Source organism: Marinobacter persicus (assembly GCF_900114155.1).
In the GTDB taxonomy this organism is placed as follows: Bacteria; Pseudomonadota; Gammaproteobacteria; order Pseudomonadales; family Oleiphilaceae; genus Marinobacter; species Marinobacter persicus.
This window is the reverse complement of record NZ_FOSC01000004.1, coordinates 20,909-36,677: the sequence shown is the minus strand read 5'-3', so window position 1 is coordinate 36,677 and position 15,769 is coordinate 20,909. Positions and strand designations below refer to the sequence as shown.

The window sequence follows — 15,769 nt, the reverse complement described above, 5'->3', positions numbered from 1 at the left end:
AGCCCATGCAGGCAGAGCTGCTCGATATTCGCAACCACATTGCCCAGTACCCGCCGTTTGATGAAATGCCCGAAGAGCTGCTCGAGCGCATCGTCACCACTCTTGAAGTGGCCTACTATCGCGCCGGCACCGACATCCTGGAACTGAAGCAGCAAAACTACTGGCTGCATTACGTACGCAGCGGCGCCGTGGAAATCTACCGGCGCTCGGGCGAGTTGTACAACCGGGTCACCGAGGGGGAAATCTTCGGCCAGTTCGGCTTGCTGCGAAACCAGCAGGTGCGCTTCCCCGCCCGGGCACTGGAAGACACGCTGGTGTACAAGATTCCCTTCGAAACCTTCCAGTTCTTGTGGGAAAACGACGAGAACTTCGCCGACTTTGTCGAAGTGGAAGACCGCAGCCGCCTGCGCTCCGCCGTCTCCCGTCAGGAAAAATCCAACGAGCTGATGACCGCCAAGGTCACCCGACTGATTTCCCGCCAGCCCATCTGCGCGCCAGCCACCGTGCGCCTGCAGGAAGCCGCCCGGATTATGACCGACAACGGCGTCTCGGCGCTGCTTCTGGTGGATGACGCCGACAACCAGCACCGGCTCAAAGGCATCATCACCGACCGGGACCTGCGCACCCGCGCGGTGACCAACGCCCTGGCCTCGGAAACACCGATCAGCGAGATCATGACCGAAGAGCTGATTACCATCAGCGCCCGCAGCTATATCTTCGAAGCCATGCTCACCATGCTGCACAACAACGTGCACCATCTGCCGGTCATGGAAGGCGATGAAATCCGCGGCGTGGTGGCGTTGTCGGATATCGTGAAATACGAGAGCCAGAGCAGCCTGTACCTGGTGAGCAACATCTACCACCAGCAGGACGTGAAGAGCCTGAAAAAGCTCAGCCTGGATATCCGCGACAGCTTCGTGCGCATGGTCAACGAAGACGCCAACTCCCACATGATCGGCAGCGCCATGGCCGGCATTGGCCGCAGCTTCAGCCAGCGTCTGCTTGAGCTGGGGGAGGAAAAGCTCGGCCCCCCGCCGGTGCCTTACTGTTTCATGGCCCTCGGCTCCATGGCCCGGGATGAACAACTGGTGGTCACCGACCAGGACAACGCCATGGTGCTGGACGACAGTTTCATCCCCGAGGAACACGACGAATACTTCCTGGCGCTGGCGAAATTCGTGTCCGACGGCCTGGCGGAATGTGGCTACACCTACTGCACTGGCGACATCATGGCCACCAACGTGAAATGGCGCCAGCCGTTAAAAGTCTGGAAAGGCTATTTCACCGACTGGATCGAGAACCCGAAGGCGGAAGCGCTGCTGAACAGCAACATCTTCTTTGACCTTGACGGCATCCACGGGGAAACCCGCTTCGCCGAGGAGCTTAAAGACCTGATTGCCAGCAAAGCCAGTGAAAGCCAGCGCTTCCTGACCTTCCTGGCCCGCAACGCACTGAACCGCACCCCGCCACTGGGCTTTTTCCGTACCTTTGTGATGGAAGAGGACGGCAAGCACCAGAAAAGCTTCAACCTCAAGCGCCGGGGCACCGCGCCCCTGTCGGACCTGATCCGGGTGCACGCCCTGGCCTGCGGCAGCCGGTCCCAGAATTCGTTCGAGCGGCTGCGCGACATCGCCAAAACCAAACTGTTGATGGATGACGACGCCGGCAACCTGCGCGACGCCCTGGAGTTCATCTCCATCGTACGCATCCGCCACCAGGCCCTGGCCATTGAAGAAGGGCGCGAGCCGGACAACAACGTGCGCCCGGAGGACCTGTCACCGTTCGAGCGCAGCCACCTCAAAGACGCCTTCCAGGTGGTCAGTAACGCCCAGAAATTCCTGCGTTTCCGCTACAACGCGGGGGGTGTGCGCAATGTCTGAACTGCCTCCCGGCACCTGGCCGGAGCGATACCGGGCGCTGGCCGCCGAAGCCAGGGACAGCCGCATTCGCGCCTTCTACGAAGCCGGCTGCCCGGCCCCGGAAACGCCCATTCGAGACGTGCCTTTACTGGCCCTGGATTTCGAAACCACCGGTCTGGATGCCGAAGAACATGCCATCGTCAGCGTTGGCGTGGTGCCCTTCACGCTGGAGGGCATACAGCTGGGCAAAGCCTGGCATCAGGTGGTGCGCCCGCGACTGCCACTGCACCAGACGTCTGTCACTATCCACGGCATCACCCACAGCGAAATCGAGCAGGCACCGGATTTCAGCGAGGTACTCTATACCCTGTTTGGTTACCTGAATGGCCATGTGCCGGTGGTCCATTACCGGAACATCGAACGCCCATTTCTGAACAAGGCGCTGCAATCCCGCCTGGAAGAGGAGTTGCGTTTCCCGGTCATCGATACCATGGCCATCGAAGCCCACCTGCACCCGGACCGCAATCCGGGCTTCCTCAAGCGCCTGCTGGGCGCCGAGCCCCTGTCCATCCGCCTGCCAGACAGCCGGTTACGCTACGGCCTGCCTCATTACACCGGCCACAACGCCCTGATTGACGCCATCGCCACAGCGGAGTTGCTACAGGCCCAGATTTCGCACCATTTTAGTGCAGATACACCTGTCGGGGATTTGTGGGTTTAGACGGTCATCTTGCCTCAAACTTGTTTCGTGCCACGTACCACAAATTGTCAGGCTACCGAGGAAACTCCAAAACTGGCGGGCAACATAGGCAAAACAGCCGGAGCCCGCTAGAATACCCGCAAATCCCGAACAGAGGTGGCAGTGCCCGCTCAACACACCAAAGCGACGCCCCTGGACGCCTTCCGCCGCGCCAGAAAACTGTGGCTCAAAGGCGAGAAAATCAGCCTCGCCGCGCTGGCAGACGATCTGAACATCGGCCGTGCCACCCTGTTTCGCTGGGTGGGCAACCGTGATTTGCTCATTGCCGAGATACTCTGGTCACTGTACGAGCCGCTGTACAAAGAAGCCCGCTCCAACACCCCCGGCCAGGGCATTGACTACATCGTTGGCGTGTACCGCTACATCAACGTGACCGCCCTGCATTTCAAACCCCTGCGCAAATTCCTGCACCAGGATCCGGAATACGCGCTGAAAATGCTGACCTCCTCCCACTCCACCCTGCACACCCGCACCGTGGAGCTGAACACCCGCCTGTTGAAAGACGAAATCCGGGCCGGCCACCTGACACCGCCCATGAACATACAAAGCCTTTCCTACTTTATGATCCGGATCGCGGAATCCTGCCTATATAGTGATCTAATTGGTGGTCGTGAGCCCCGTGAGGACGAGCTGGAAGATGCCTGCACGGCGGTACGTATTCTGCTGGGCGGAAAAGTATAATGCTCACACCAAATGTATCTTTGTTATCTCGCAACATTGACTTACATCAAATTTCAAAAATAATGTAAAGGTTTCGCAAGGTTTTCCGTAAACCTATTACCGGCATTGCCAAACAGTGCCCCCCCCTTCCTTCCAGCAAACAAGGAAAACTTATGTCCCTGGCCAAACTGAATAATGTCTCGGTTGGCAAAAAGCTCGGCGCCAGCTTCGCCTTGCTGGTTTTGCTGACGGTGATTGTCGCTGTCATCAGCGTGACCACCCTGCAATCGTACAACCAGCGCTCGCTGATTGTGGCCGGCGCGAGCTCCGCGGAGTCCTACCTTCTGGACGCGCGAACCGAGGAGAAGAACTTTCAATTACGTCAGGACGACGAATACCGGGCAAATGCAGAGAGCCTGGTCGACCAGGCGGTGGAAACCCTGCTGCCCCTGAAAGATGTGCTGGCCTCGGTGGAGAACGATGAAAAGATCGATTTCATTGCCGAAAACGCGGAAGTCTACAAACGCCAGCTGGAAGAGCTGGCAAAGAACATGGAGCGCAACCCCTCCGCAGTGAGCGATTCCGAGGAGGCCCTGAGAAAGACTGCCCGGGCCATGGTTGATGAAGCCGTCTCGCTGCAGGAAATCCAGGTTGGCCGCATGGAGGATCAATACAGTTCTGCGCTACTGCAATTGGCGGTGCTGACTATCGCCGCCGTGGTCCTGGGCACCCTGATTGCCTGGTTCATGATTCGCTCCATCACCAACCCGATCAACCAGACCGTCGAGGTCGCCAACCGGGTCGCCTCCGGTGACCTCACCGTGCGGGTAGACGCCGACCGGGGCGATGAGTTCGGCACTCTGCTGGCCGCCTTCAGCACCATGGTGACCAGCCTGCGGGAGCTGATCAAGGAGATCGACTCGGGCTCTGCCAGTATCGCCTCATCGTCCGAAGAGCTGTCGGCAGTAACCCGGGAAACCCGCCAGGGCGTGAACGACCAGCAGAGTCAGACCGACCAGGTGGCCACCGCCATGAACGAGATGGTGGCCACGGTGAACGATGTGGCCAAGAGTGCGGAATCAGCGTTCAACGCCGCTCAGTACGCCAGTCAGAAATCCAATGAAGGCGACGAGGCCGGCAAGGAGGCGCTGAAATTTGTCACCGACCTGAACGGCCACATCAGCAACGTTATGCAGAAGCTGCATGGCCTGCAAAGCGACACTCAGAATATCGGCACGGTACTGGATGTGATCAAATCCGTGGCCGAGCAAACCAACCTGCTGGCCCTTAATGCCGCCATCGAAGCCGCCCGCGCCGGTGAGCAAGGCCGTGGCTTTGCCGTGGTGGCCGATGAGGTTCGTTCTCTGGCCCAGCGCACACAAAGCTCCGCAGAAGAGATTGAAACGCTGATCAACAACCTGGTGACCAGCACTGAAGGCTCGGTAACCACCATGGAGGAAAGCATCAAGCTCGGTGAGCAGACCCTGGAGCGGGCCGAGCTGGCCGGCACCACCATTCGCGAGATGGCCGATGCGGTGGAAGAAATCCGCCAGTACAACAGCCAGATCGCCACCGCCGCCGAGCAGCAGGCCTCCGTGGCTGAAGACATCAACCAGAACGTCACCCGCATTCGGGATGTGGGCGAGCACAGCGCCGCCTCCACCGAGCAGGTGTCCAGCGCCAGCGAGGAGCTCGCCCGTCTGGCCGAAGGACTCAGCACCCAGGTGGGGCGCTTCAAGGTCTGACCCGCTCCTTCCGTTAGCCCACAAAAAACCCCGCTACCGGCACAAACCGGCAGCGGGGTTTTCTTTTGCCTGACAACCGGAACCGGTCAGGCGGTGAGGTTGTAGATAAACACAATCAGCACCGCAACCGGGGTTACGAACCGGATCAGGTTATACCACAGGCTGAAGCCGCCACCGCGCAGATCCAGGTCGCCCTGCAGCGATTCCTTCGCCACGAACCAGCCGACAAAAACGGCGGTCAGCAGACCAGACAGCGGCAGCATGATGTTGGCGGTGAAGTAATCCAGCAGATCAAAGATGGTCTTGCCTTCAAAGGCCGCGAACATGCCCAGCGGTGTCACATCCGACCAGACGTTCAGCGACAGGATGGAGACAATACCCAGCGCCCAGCAGGCACCACCAGCAAGTACGGCACTGCCCGTGCGGCCCAGGGTGGTCTTTTCTTCCACCCACTCAACCACCGGCTCCAGCAGGGAGATGCCGGAGGTCCAGGCGGCGAACAGCAGCAGTACGAAAAACAGGGTACCGAACACGCTGCCCATGGGCATCGCGCCGAAGGCCAGGGGCAGGGTCTGGAAAATCAGCCCGGGGCCGGCACCGGCTTCCAGGCCGTTGGCAAAGACCACCGGGAAGATGGCCAGGCCCGCCAGCAAGGCCACCACGGTGTCCATGATCGCCACGCTGATGGCGGTACGGCCGATGTTCACATCGGTACCGAGATAGGAGCCATAGGCCATCATGATTGCCATGCCCAGACTCAGGGTGAAGAAGGCGTGGCCCAGGGCCACCAGCACGCCGTTCACCGTCAGGGCACCGAAATCCGGGTTGAACAGAAAGCTGACGGCTTCACCAAAGTGCCCTGTGGTTGTGGCATAGCCAACCACCAGCAACAGCAGAATGAACAGCGCCGGCATCAAAATGGTAACGGCCCGCTCCAGACCACCTTTCAAGCCACGGGACACCACGAGGACCACCAGGGCCATGAACAGGGTGTGCCAGCCCAGTAGCTGAAGGGGACTACCCAGCAGACCACCAAACAGCGCGCCGATGGAATCGGCATCGCCACCGGTAAAGTCGCCAGCCGCAGCATGGCCCACGTAAGAGGCCGCCCAGCCGCCAATCACCGAGTAAAACGACAGGATGATAAAGGCGGCCAGCATGCCGACTATCGCCGACAGGCGCCAACCCGGCGACGCCAGGTTACGTTCGGCCACAAGCCGGAAACTGGTAATCGGGTTATGGCGTCCGTTCCGCCCGATAAAGACTTCCGCCATCATGATGGGAATACCGATGATGGCAATACAAAGCAGGTACACCAGAACGAAGGCACCACCGCCGTTCTCGCCGGTGACATAGGGGAATTTCCAGACGTTACCGAGGCCGACGGCCGAACCGGTAGCCGCCAGAATAAACGCAAGCCGGGATGACCAGAGGCCGCGAGCCCCGTTGCCGCCGCTGGATGCCGAGTTGGACTGACTCATGAGTGTTCTTCCTGTGCTTTTGGCTAAGGAAACTACGAATTGAATGTGCGCCGGAAAGGAAGTTCCGGGCAATTGGGGCGGGATTCTGCCAGCACTGGCACATCTATGCCAGTGCTGGAAGGGCATCAACTGGTGATTTTTTCAACGCAAGGTGGAAAATCAGCCATTGCGGCTGATAAAGCGGGCGATGAGGTCCTTCAGGCCACGGGCCTGGCGGCTGAGCTCATCGCTGCTCTGGCGGGCGGATTTCGCCTGCTCGTCACTCTGATCCGCCAGACCGGCAATGTTGACGATCTGCTGGTTGATTTCATCGGACACCTGGCTCTGCTGCTCAAACGCCGCGGACATGGTGATAAAGCTGTCGGAAATGGAGTCCACCGAACCGGCAATGGTTTCCAGGGAATCGGCCGCTTCCCGTACCCGCGCCAGACCGTTGCCGGCCAACTCCTCACCGCTGCGCACAGCGGCTATGGTGTGATCCACCTGGGTGCGAAAATCGGCCACCACGTCGTGGATTTTCACCGTCGATTCCTGAGTCCGCCGCGCCAGCGCCCGAACCTCGTCCGCCACCACGGCAAAACCCCGGCCGTGTTCGCCGGCCCGTGCCGCCTCGATGGCCGCGTTCAGCGCCAGCAGGTTGGTCTGGTCGGCAATGCCGGTAATCAGATCCGCCGCCTCGCCAATGGTACGGGTGGCCTCACCCAGCTTACTGACCGACTCACCAATACCATGCACCCGCTGCACCAGTTCATCAATGGCCGTCAAAGCCTCACCACTGCGCTCGCGGCCCTGGTGTGCCAGCTGATTGGTCTGTTCGGCCTCCCGGGCATTGGTGGTGACCGACTCCGCCACTTCCTGGATGGACGCCGTCATTTCATTGATGGCGGACGCCGTCTGCTCAGTTTCTGCCCGCTGGCGGGAAATGGCTTGTGCACCTTCGGTGATATGCTCCTGGGTGGCGCCGGCCTGCTCGAACAGGTGCTCCGCCTGATCGTCAATCCGGGCCAGGGCGGTCCGGATCAGCGCCCGCTCACTGACCAGCAACAACGCCAGACGCGACATCAGCCCCCGCTCATCGCTGTAGGTGCGGGCCACAATCGGGTCCTGGAAGGCATCCGGCCGTAAGTCCAGCAGCCCCTGCAGGCGCCGGGACAGCGAATGAAACACCAGCCAGAACGCCAGCACATGGGAGCCCACCACAATCCCCGCCGCCAACACCGGCGAGCCAAGCCAAAGGGCAGCCAGGCTGAGCCCCATGGACACCAGAAATGGCCAGCCGGAACGCAGCATGGACAGCGCCTTGTTCCGCCAGGCAGACGTCAGCCGACCCACATTGATCTTGCGGTACAACCGCTCGGCACGGGCGATCTGGTCCCGGGTGGCCGCCACCCGTACCGATTCGTACCCCACCATCTGACCGTTCTCCCAGATCGGCGTGGCATAGGCACTCACCCAGTAATGGTCGCCATTCTTGGCCCGGTTTTTCACCACCCCCATCCAGGCCTTGCCGGCCTTCAGGTATTCCCACATGTCGGCGAATACCGCCTGGGGCATGTCCGGATGGCGAATCAGGTTATGGGCCTGGCCGATCAGCTCTTCGCGGGTATAGCCACTGATGGTCTCGAAATCATCGTTACAGTAGGTGATCACCCCTTTCAGGGTGGTGGTGCTGATCAGACGCATACCCTCGGGTATGTTGATCTCACGTTCGGTAACGGGCAGGTTCTTGCGCATGGGAGCTTCAGTTCGTTGGGAAACGGCCGGGTTCGAGCGTGCGTAGCCTACTGGCATGCCGACAACATTAAAATGCCGAAACGGTTACGCACTGTCACATTAGTGTAACGGTCATATGCCCTTAACGGTTGCCCCACGCACTTCTTTAGTGCGTCTCCCTCAATCGGTTCCCGGTGCCAGCCGCGCCCGCGGGTGAAAACGGGCATTCACCCACAAAGAAAAGGCGATCACGCCACCACCCAGCGCCAACCGGAGCAGGTCGGCATCGCGGTTCCAGATCAGCAGGTTGACCAGCAGGCCAGCGGGCACCAGGGCGTTGTTCATCACTGCAAGCGTTCCCGCGTCCACCACGCAGGCACCCCGGTTCCACAGGTACAGGCCAAGCCCGGAGGCCGCCAGGCCCAGCCAGGCCAGAATGCCCCATTGAGTGGGCGTGGCCGGCAGTTTGCTGGCATCACCGAAAATCAGGAACGATGGCAGGGCGATGACCAACGCCCCGAAGAAGAAATAACCAAAGGTGCGATAACCGGGCACCGCCAGCTGATAGCGGGCCATCACATGCTTGTAACCCACCTGACCGGCGGCAAAGGTGAAGTTGGCCACCTGCAGCAGTAAGAAGCCAATCAGGAAGTCTTCACTCAACCCGTCATAGCGGATGATGCCTGCACCCAGAGTGGCAATAGCAGCCGCCAACAGCGCCACCGGTGAGAAGCGCCCGGACAGGGCATCGTCCACCAGGGTGACGTACAGTGGGGTAAAGATGGTGAACAGCAACACTTCCGGCACCGACAGATAGCCGAAGGAGCGGTAGAGGCACAGATAGGTGACGCCAAACTGCAGCATCCCGGTCACCAGAATGCCGAGCTTCATCCCTCCGGGAATCCCGCGCCAGCGGGTGAAGGGCAGGAACACCAGCGCCGCCAGCAGCACCCGGCTCAGCACCGCGAAATCGCTGTCCACCCGCCCGGCCAGAAATTCGCCAATCAGGCTGAAGGAAAACGCCCAGAGAACCGTTACCAGTACCAGTAATGCCATGTTGACCTCGCCATGAAATAAACGGCGGCTACGATACCCAATTTAGAGCTGAAGCACAGCCAGCGGAACAATAAACTTCAGGTGCAGGCGCAGTCGGGTAGGCCTTTCCAAAACACGCCCCGCAAGTACGTCCCTGGCAGATTTTTGCTCCTGCAAAATCTGCACTTCCGCCGTCCATGGCGGTCGTAAGCTTGACTGCAGCCATCCCTGGCTGCAGACAGTTTTGGAAAGGTCCCCCCGACTGCTCGTCAGCACCAAATTTCAGGTATCATGCCCGCCTTTCAGGACCACAAGGTCACTTCACCACCAACAAGCCGCCAGCACCATGGATGAAACCCACCAGCCATTACCGGAAACGCGCCAGCCACTGGTACGGCGCACACTGACCGAATGGAAAACCCTGTCCCTGCTGGGTGGCCCCATCCTGATTGCCCAGCTGGCGCAAATGGCCAATGGCGCGATCGACACCATCATGGCCGGCCACGCCAGTGCCGAGGACCTGGCCGCCGTGGGCATCGGTAGCAGTTTGTGGATGCCGTTGTTCCTGTTCTTCATGGGCCTGTTGGGTGCGCTGCAACCCATTATCTCCGGCTACAACGGCGCCCGCCGTACTGAGAAGATCATGCCGGCCACCTGGCAGGGCATCTACATTGCCGGCGGCGGTACGATTATCATGGCTCTGCTGCTGACCAACGTGCACCCGGTGCTGTCCATGCTGAAGCTGGACACCCAAACCGCCGATATTGCCCAGGGTTACCTGGACGCCTTCGCCTGGGGCATCCCCGCCCTGTTATTGATCAACGCCCTGCGCGGGCTCACCGACGGCCTGGGGCACACCCGGGTGATCATGGCGTTTTCGGTGCTGAGCACCCTGATCAATCTGCCGCTGAACTACATCTTCATTTACGGCAAGCTGGGGCTGCCCGCCATGGGCGGCGTGGGTTGCGGCTGGGCGACCACCATTTCCAACAGCCTGGCGGCCATTGCCATGCTGGTCTATCTGAACCGTAGCCCTCTTTATAAGCAGTTTCATTTGCTGACCGACTGGGCCAGGCCCAGCTGGCGGGGCATTCGTTATATCCTGCGCATTGGCGTGCCCATCGGCTTCACCATTTTTGTCGAGGCCAGCATGTTCGCCATCATTGCCCTGTTCCTGGCGCCGCTGGGGCCGGTGGTAGTGGCCGGCCACCAGGTCGCGCTGAACGTGGTGTCGCTGGTGTTCATGCTGCCCCTGAGCCTGGGCATGGCCCTGACCCTGCGCGTGAGCTTCCTGATCGGCGCGGGCGCGCCGAACACCGCCCGGCTGATTTCCCGCAGCTCGTTGATTCTGGCCTCGGCCATTGCCCTGATCTTCGCCACGCTGCTGTTCGTGTTTGGCCGCCAGATTGCCGCACTCTACACCGGTGATCTGGATGTTCAGGCCGTTACCGTGCGCCTTCTGGCCTTCGCCGCCCTGTTCCAGATTGCCGATGTGTTACAGGTTACCTGCATCAGTGCGCTGCGCGGCTACAAAGACACCAGCATCCCGTTTTTCATCATGCTGTTTTCCTTCTGGGGCGTGGGGCTGCCGCTAGGCTATGTGCTCACCTTCACCGACTGGCTGGTGCCCGCCATGGGCGCCGCCGGTTTCTGGGTGGGCCTGACCGCCGGCCTAACCTCCGCCAGCCTGCTACTGGGTTGGCGCCTGTTTCGTTATCGCCCCCGCAACGATCGGTAACAAATCCCCATAAACCGATACAGATCCTCAGGCTGAAAACAGCCCGCTGTCGGCTACACTTCCTGATAAGAAACACTTAAATTATCGGAATTGCATTGGTTTCCGGCCGGATACCAATCGTTACGAAACTCCGTCCGGCAAAACCCTATAATTGATCCAGATCAGTTTTATGGCCGATAACAGGCAGGTGCCGCCATGAAAGAAGCCGCCATTGCGCAAACCGAGAACGAACGTCTCAATGCCAAGCTGGAGCAGGCCAACCGGCAGCTATTGCAATCGGAAAAACTGGCGGCCATTGGCCAGTTGGCGGCCGGCGTGGCCCACGAAATCAACAACCCGGTGGGTTACATCTACTCAAACCTGCAAAGCCTGGAGGGGTATCTTAACGACATCTTCAGGCTGACCGACGCGGTCGACTCCGCCCGGTCACTGGAAGACCTGCAACTGATCAAGAAAAACATCGACTACGACTACCTCAGGAGCGATCTCAAAGACCTGCTGGCCGAATCCCGCGAGGGCATTGACCGGGTAAAGACCATCATCTCCGCCATGAAGGATTTCTCCCACATCGAGGACGAAGAATTCAAACCGGCCGATCTGCATCGGGGCATTGAAACCACCCTGAACGTGGTCAACAACGAGCTTAAGTACAAGGCCGAAATTATCCGCGATTTCGGCGATCTGCCGGAAATTGATTGCATCATTTCACAAATCAATCAGGTGATCATGAACCTGCTGGTTAACGCCGCCCACGCCATCGAAGAGTTCGGGAAAATCACTATTCGTACCCGCCATGAGGGCGAGCAGGCCATTATCGAAATCGAGGACAACGGCAAGGGCATTTCGCCGGAGAACCTCAACCGCATCTTCGAGCCTTTCTACACCACCAAACCCATTGGCAAGGGCACGGGCCTGGGGTTGTCACTGTCCTTCAACATTGTGGAGAAACACAAAGGCCGGATCGAAGCCCTGAGCACACCGGGCCACGGCACCTGCTTTCGCATCACCCTGCCGGTAAATCAGCCGGAGCAAGGTAACGATGGCTGACCAGACCGTGGCACCGGAAAAACACGGCCCGCCACTGCCGGCCAGCGCCAAAGTGCTGCTGGTGGACGACGAGGAAAATATCCTGCGCAGCCTGCAGCGGGTGCTTAGGCGCGAGCCCTGGGAACTGACCACCGTCATCTCCGGCGAGGATGCGCTGGCGGTGCTGGCCGAACAGAAGTTTGATCTGGTGATTTCCGACGCCCGCATGCCCGGCATGGACGGCCCGACCCTGCTGGCGGAAATCCGCCGGAAATACCCCTGGTGCATCCGTATTCTGCTGACCGGTTATGCCGATATCACCTCCACCATCTCGGCCATTAACGACGGCCAGATTTACCGTTATATCAGCAAGCCCTGGGATGATGACGAGCTGCGCCTGGTCATCCGCCAGGCCCTTGCCTTCCAGCACTCCGAGCGCCGCCGCCTGGCTCTGGAAAAGCTTACCCGCAAACAGAACAAGGAGTTGCAGGCGCTCAACGCCAACCTGGAGGAAAAGGTAAAGGAACGCACCGAAGAGCTGGAAGAAGCCGCCGGCATGGTGGAAGTGGCCTATCAGGAACTGCGCCAGAGTTATGTCACCACCACCGAGGTATTTTCCTCGCTGATCAACAAACGCCTCCCCGCCGAGCGCCGGCCCAATGCCAAGGTGATCCATCTGGTTAAAACCTTTGCCGATTACACAGAGATGGGGAAAGAGGCCACCGAAAACCTGGCCATGGCCGGTGCCCTTTACAACCTGGGCAAGCTGAGTTGGAAAGACGACCTGTTCGCTGCACCATCCGACCTGCTTAAAAAAGACGACCGGCTGGAATACCTGAAATACCCGGTCACCGGCGAGCAGCTGTTGATGGCGCTGGAACCGCTGAAAGACACCGCCCGGATCATCCGCCACCACCAGGAAAAATGGAACGGCTACGGCGTGCCCGACAGGCTGGAAGGCGACCAGATTCCCTACGAGTCCCGCCTGCTGAAAATCGCCGTGGATTACGTGGAGCTTCAGTTGGGCCTGATTCTTCAGCGCAAAGTCGCCCGGGAAAACGCCATCAAACTGCTCAAGCGCTACCGCAACCGCCTGTACGACCCGGAACTGGTCGACCGCTTCATCGACATGCTGGTGGAACTGGCGCCGGACATCGACCACGATGACCCATCGGTAAAAATACTGGATACCCTGCGCCTGAAACCCGGCATGATACTGGCCCGGAATCTTTATGCCGCGTCCGGCATGCTGCTGTTGAATGAAGGCAAGGTGCTGACCGCCCTGCTGATCGAGAAACTGGCGGCCTTTGAACAGGGCGAACCGGACGGGCATCGCTACATCCTGTATGTGCGCGAGCCCGAAGAGGACGAAGACGACACGGAGAACCCGGCATGACCCGCATTCAACTGGTAGACGACGAACCGAACATCCTCAGCAGCCTGCGCCGGCTGCTCAAACCCCAGGGCTGGCAGGTGGACACCTTCACCCAGGTGGAGGATGCCCTGGGCGCACTGCTGGAACACGAATACGCGGTGATCATCTCCGATTACCAGATGCCCACAGCCGACGGCGTGACCTACCTGCAGTTCGCCAAGCAGAAACAGCCGGACGCCATCCGCCTGGTGCTCAGCGCCTATGGCGACCGGGCGTCGATGATCAAGGCCATCAACCAGGCCGAGGTTTACCGTTACCTGTCCAAGCCCTGGGACGATTACGAAGTGGTGGCGGCGATCAAATCCGCGCTGGACCTGTACCAGTTGCACAAGGAAAACCAGCGCCTGCGCGAGGAAAATGACCGCCAGCGGGCCGAACTCAAGGCCCGGGAAGAAGAACTGCTGCGCCTGGAAGCCGACAGCCCCGGCATCACCCGGGTACGCCGGGATGCCGACGGCTCGGTCATCCTGAACCATGACTGAACGACTGTGACCACCCATGCCTGATTTCAGCCCGGAAGATAACAAACTCACGCTGAAAGTGGTGTTCTATGGCCCGGCCCTGAGCGGCAAGACCACCAACCTGATGCAGCTGCATACCCTGCTCAACCCGGAGCGCAAGGGCGAGTTAATGGTGCTGGAAACCCGTGACGACCGCACCCTGTTCTTCGACATGCTGCCCATCGGTCTGCGTGGTACGTCTGGCCTGGATTTGCGCCTGAAGCTCTACACCGTGCCCGGCCAGGTCCAGCACGACAGCACCCGCAAGGCGGTATTGTCCCGGGCTGACGGGGTGGTCTTTGTCGCCGACTCGCAACTCAACCAGCAGGACAACAATGCCATTGCCTTCGGCAACCTGGAAGAAAACCTGGAAAAAGTCGGCCTGGATATCGACACCCTGCCCATGGCCGTACAGTTCAACAAACGGGATTTGCCCCACGTGGTGGCCGAGGACGAATTGCAGGGCTGGTGGGCGGATACACCCTGGGCACCGCTCATCATGGCCTCCGCACTGAAAGGCGAGGGCGTTATCCGCACCTTCCGGACTTTACTCGACCGCTTGTATACCGTGGTTGACGACGAATTCCATCTGGCGGCCGACCACGGCATCAACCGCCGGCAATTTGTTGAACGGCTCAGCCGGAGCAGCGACAGCGAGGTGCCCGGTGCTGAATTTTGAAGATGACCCGACCCTGACCCAACTGCTCAACGATGAGCAGCTGGCGCGGCTGAACCATAGCCTGAGCGCCCTGTGCCAGGCCCCGATCACCCTGACCGAAAGCCACCCGGGCGGGGACGCCACCCCGGTGGAATTCAACCTGGAAACCGTGGGCTGGCTCTCGGGCGGGAAGGATCAGCAGGAGCGGGCAGCCGCCGCCGGCCTGGTATCGTTCCTGATGATGTTCATCGGCAAATACCGGCTGGCCGCCAACCTGCACCACGACACCACCGAGGCCAGCTACGCCGAACTGCAGCGCCAGAATGACGCCCTGCGAGAATCGGAAGCCCGCTATCGGGAGCTGTCGGACCAGCTGCAACAAAAAGTGGACGAACAGGTGGGAGTGATCCGCCAGACCCAGCAGGAGCTTTATGAAAGCGCCCGGCTACGCTCGGTGGGCCAGCTCGCCGCCGGCGTGGCCCACGAGATCAACAACCCCATCGGGTTTATCAGCAGCAATCTGCGGGTGGCACGGGACTACGTGAAAGAAATGCAGGCCATGTTGCCAGACACCGAGGACAACCGGGAGCTGGCCACGGATTTCAACGACCTGCTGAACGAATCCATCGACGGCGCCGGCCGCATCGCCGACATCGTGGCGGACCTGAAAACCTTCTCCAGCATTGACCAGGCCGACTACACCCGCTGCAACATCAACGCCCTGCTCACCAGCGCCATTCACCTGGTGCAAACCGAATACGACCACGGGCTGCACATCATGGAGCAGCTGAACGACCTGCCGGAAATTTCGGGCCATCCCTCGCGCCTGTCACAAACCTTTTTCAACCTGCTGGACAACGCCGCCCAGGCCATTCGCAGCCCGGACAAACCCCAGGACAACGGCCGCATTCTGGTGAAAACCCTGGAGCAGAACGGCAGCGTGCAAGTGATTATCCAGGACAACGGCTGCGGCATTGCCGACAGTCACCGACCCCGGGTCTTCGATGCCTTCTACACCAGCCGCCCGGTGGGTTCCGGCACCGGCCTGGGACTGACCGTGGCCCAGGACACGGTACGTGCCCACGGCGGCCAATTGCAGCTACACTCCCGTGAAGGCACCGGCACCCGGGTGCTGCTGACCCTACCAATCAATTAAGGA

General features: G+C 60.1%; 13 protein-coding genes. 10 read left to right on the top strand and 3 right to left on the bottom strand.

Translation table 11 applies throughout. The features are described from left to right. The first annotated feature begins 5 nt into the window (after positions 1-5). The 4 genes from BMZ63_RS05200 to BMZ63_RS05185 all read left to right on the top strand — a co-directional run bounded on the left by BMZ63_RS05200 (position 6) and on the right by BMZ63_RS05185 (position 5,024). Positions 6-1,880, top strand: a complete 1,875-nt coding sequence (locus tag BMZ63_RS05200) for a putative nucleotidyltransferase substrate binding domain-containing protein (RefSeq protein ID WP_091702627.1) — start codon at positions 6-8, stop codon at positions 1,878-1,880. Then, positions 1,873-2,580 carry a 3'-5' exonuclease gene (locus tag BMZ63_RS05195; protein WP_091702624.1) on the top strand — a complete coding sequence of 236 codons (708 nt, stop codon included), beginning with the start codon at positions 1,873-1,875 and terminating at the stop codon, positions 2,578-2,580. The genes BMZ63_RS05200 and BMZ63_RS05195 overlap by 8 nt, the downstream gene beginning before the upstream one ends. A 141-nt stretch (positions 2,581-2,721) precedes the next feature. Next, a complete protein-coding gene (locus BMZ63_RS05190) occupies positions 2,722-3,300 on the top strand; it encodes a QsdR family transcriptional regulator (RefSeq protein ID WP_091703158.1) in 579 nt (192 codons plus the stop codon). Positions 3,301-3,452: 152 nt separating this feature from the next. After that, positions 3,453-5,024 (top strand): methyl-accepting chemotaxis protein, encoded by a 1,572-nt coding sequence (locus BMZ63_RS05185; protein WP_091702621.1) that lies wholly within the window; start codon positions 3,453-3,455, stop codon positions 5,022-5,024. An 86-nt stretch (positions 5,025-5,110) separates the two neighbouring features. Here the strand turns inward: BMZ63_RS05185 and BMZ63_RS05180 are convergent, their stop codons facing one another. The 3 genes from BMZ63_RS05180 to BMZ63_RS05170 all read right to left on the bottom strand — a co-directional run bounded on the left by BMZ63_RS05180 (position 5,111) and on the right by BMZ63_RS05170 (position 9,274). Continuing rightward, the gene (locus BMZ63_RS05180) at positions 5,111-6,505 is read right to left on the bottom strand and encodes a sodium-dependent transporter (protein ID WP_091702618.1); all 1,395 of its coding nucleotides are present in this window, start codon (positions 6,503-6,505) and stop codon (positions 5,111-5,113) included. A 159-nt stretch (positions 6,506-6,664) separates the two neighbouring features. Continuing rightward, entirely contained in the window at positions 6,665-8,239 is a 1,575-nt protein-coding gene (locus BMZ63_RS05175; protein ID WP_091702616.1) for a methyl-accepting chemotaxis protein, read from the bottom strand. A 159-nt stretch (positions 8,240-8,398) separates the two neighbouring features. Beyond that, entirely contained in the window at positions 8,399-9,274 is an 876-nt protein-coding gene (locus BMZ63_RS05170; protein WP_091702613.1) for an EamA family transporter, read from the bottom strand. Positions 9,275-9,599: 325 nt separating this feature from the next. Between BMZ63_RS05170 and BMZ63_RS05165 the strand changes: the two genes are divergently transcribed. The 6 genes from BMZ63_RS05165 (at position 9,600) to BMZ63_RS05140 (ending at position 15,766) form a co-directional block, all read left to right on the top strand. Beyond that, positions 9,600-10,991: an MATE family efflux transporter gene (locus BMZ63_RS05165; RefSeq protein WP_091702610.1), complete on the top strand. Its 1,392-nt coding sequence runs from the start codon at positions 9,600-9,602 to the stop codon at positions 10,989-10,991. Positions 10,992-11,186: 195 nt separating this feature from the next. Further along, the gene (locus tag BMZ63_RS05160) at positions 11,187-12,038 is read left to right on the top strand and encodes an ATP-binding protein (RefSeq protein WP_091702607.1); all 852 of its coding nucleotides are present in this window, start codon (positions 11,187-11,189) and stop codon (positions 12,036-12,038) included. After that, positions 12,031-13,413 carry a response regulator c-di-GMP phosphodiesterase, NosR family gene (nosR, locus tag BMZ63_RS05155; RefSeq protein WP_091702605.1) on the top strand — a complete coding sequence of 461 codons (1,383 nt, stop codon included), beginning with the start codon at positions 12,031-12,033 and terminating at the stop codon, positions 13,411-13,413. The genes BMZ63_RS05160 and nosR overlap by 8 nt, the downstream gene beginning before the upstream one ends. Then, positions 13,410-13,934: a response regulator gene (locus BMZ63_RS05150; protein ID WP_091702602.1), complete on the top strand. Its 525-nt coding sequence runs from the start codon at positions 13,410-13,412 to the stop codon at positions 13,932-13,934. The genes nosR and BMZ63_RS05150 overlap by 4 nt, the downstream gene beginning before the upstream one ends. A gap of 16 nt (positions 13,935-13,950) precedes the next feature. After that, the gene (locus tag BMZ63_RS05145; RefSeq protein ID WP_091702599.1) at positions 13,951-14,631 is read left to right on the top strand and encodes a GTP-binding protein; all 681 of its coding nucleotides are present in this window, start codon (positions 13,951-13,953) and stop codon (positions 14,629-14,631) included. Then, entirely contained in the window at positions 14,618-15,766 is a 1,149-nt protein-coding gene (locus BMZ63_RS05140; protein ID WP_091702597.1) for a sensor histidine kinase, read from the top strand. The genes BMZ63_RS05145 and BMZ63_RS05140 overlap by 14 nt, the downstream gene beginning before the upstream one ends. Positions 15,767-15,769 lie beyond the last annotated feature (3 nt).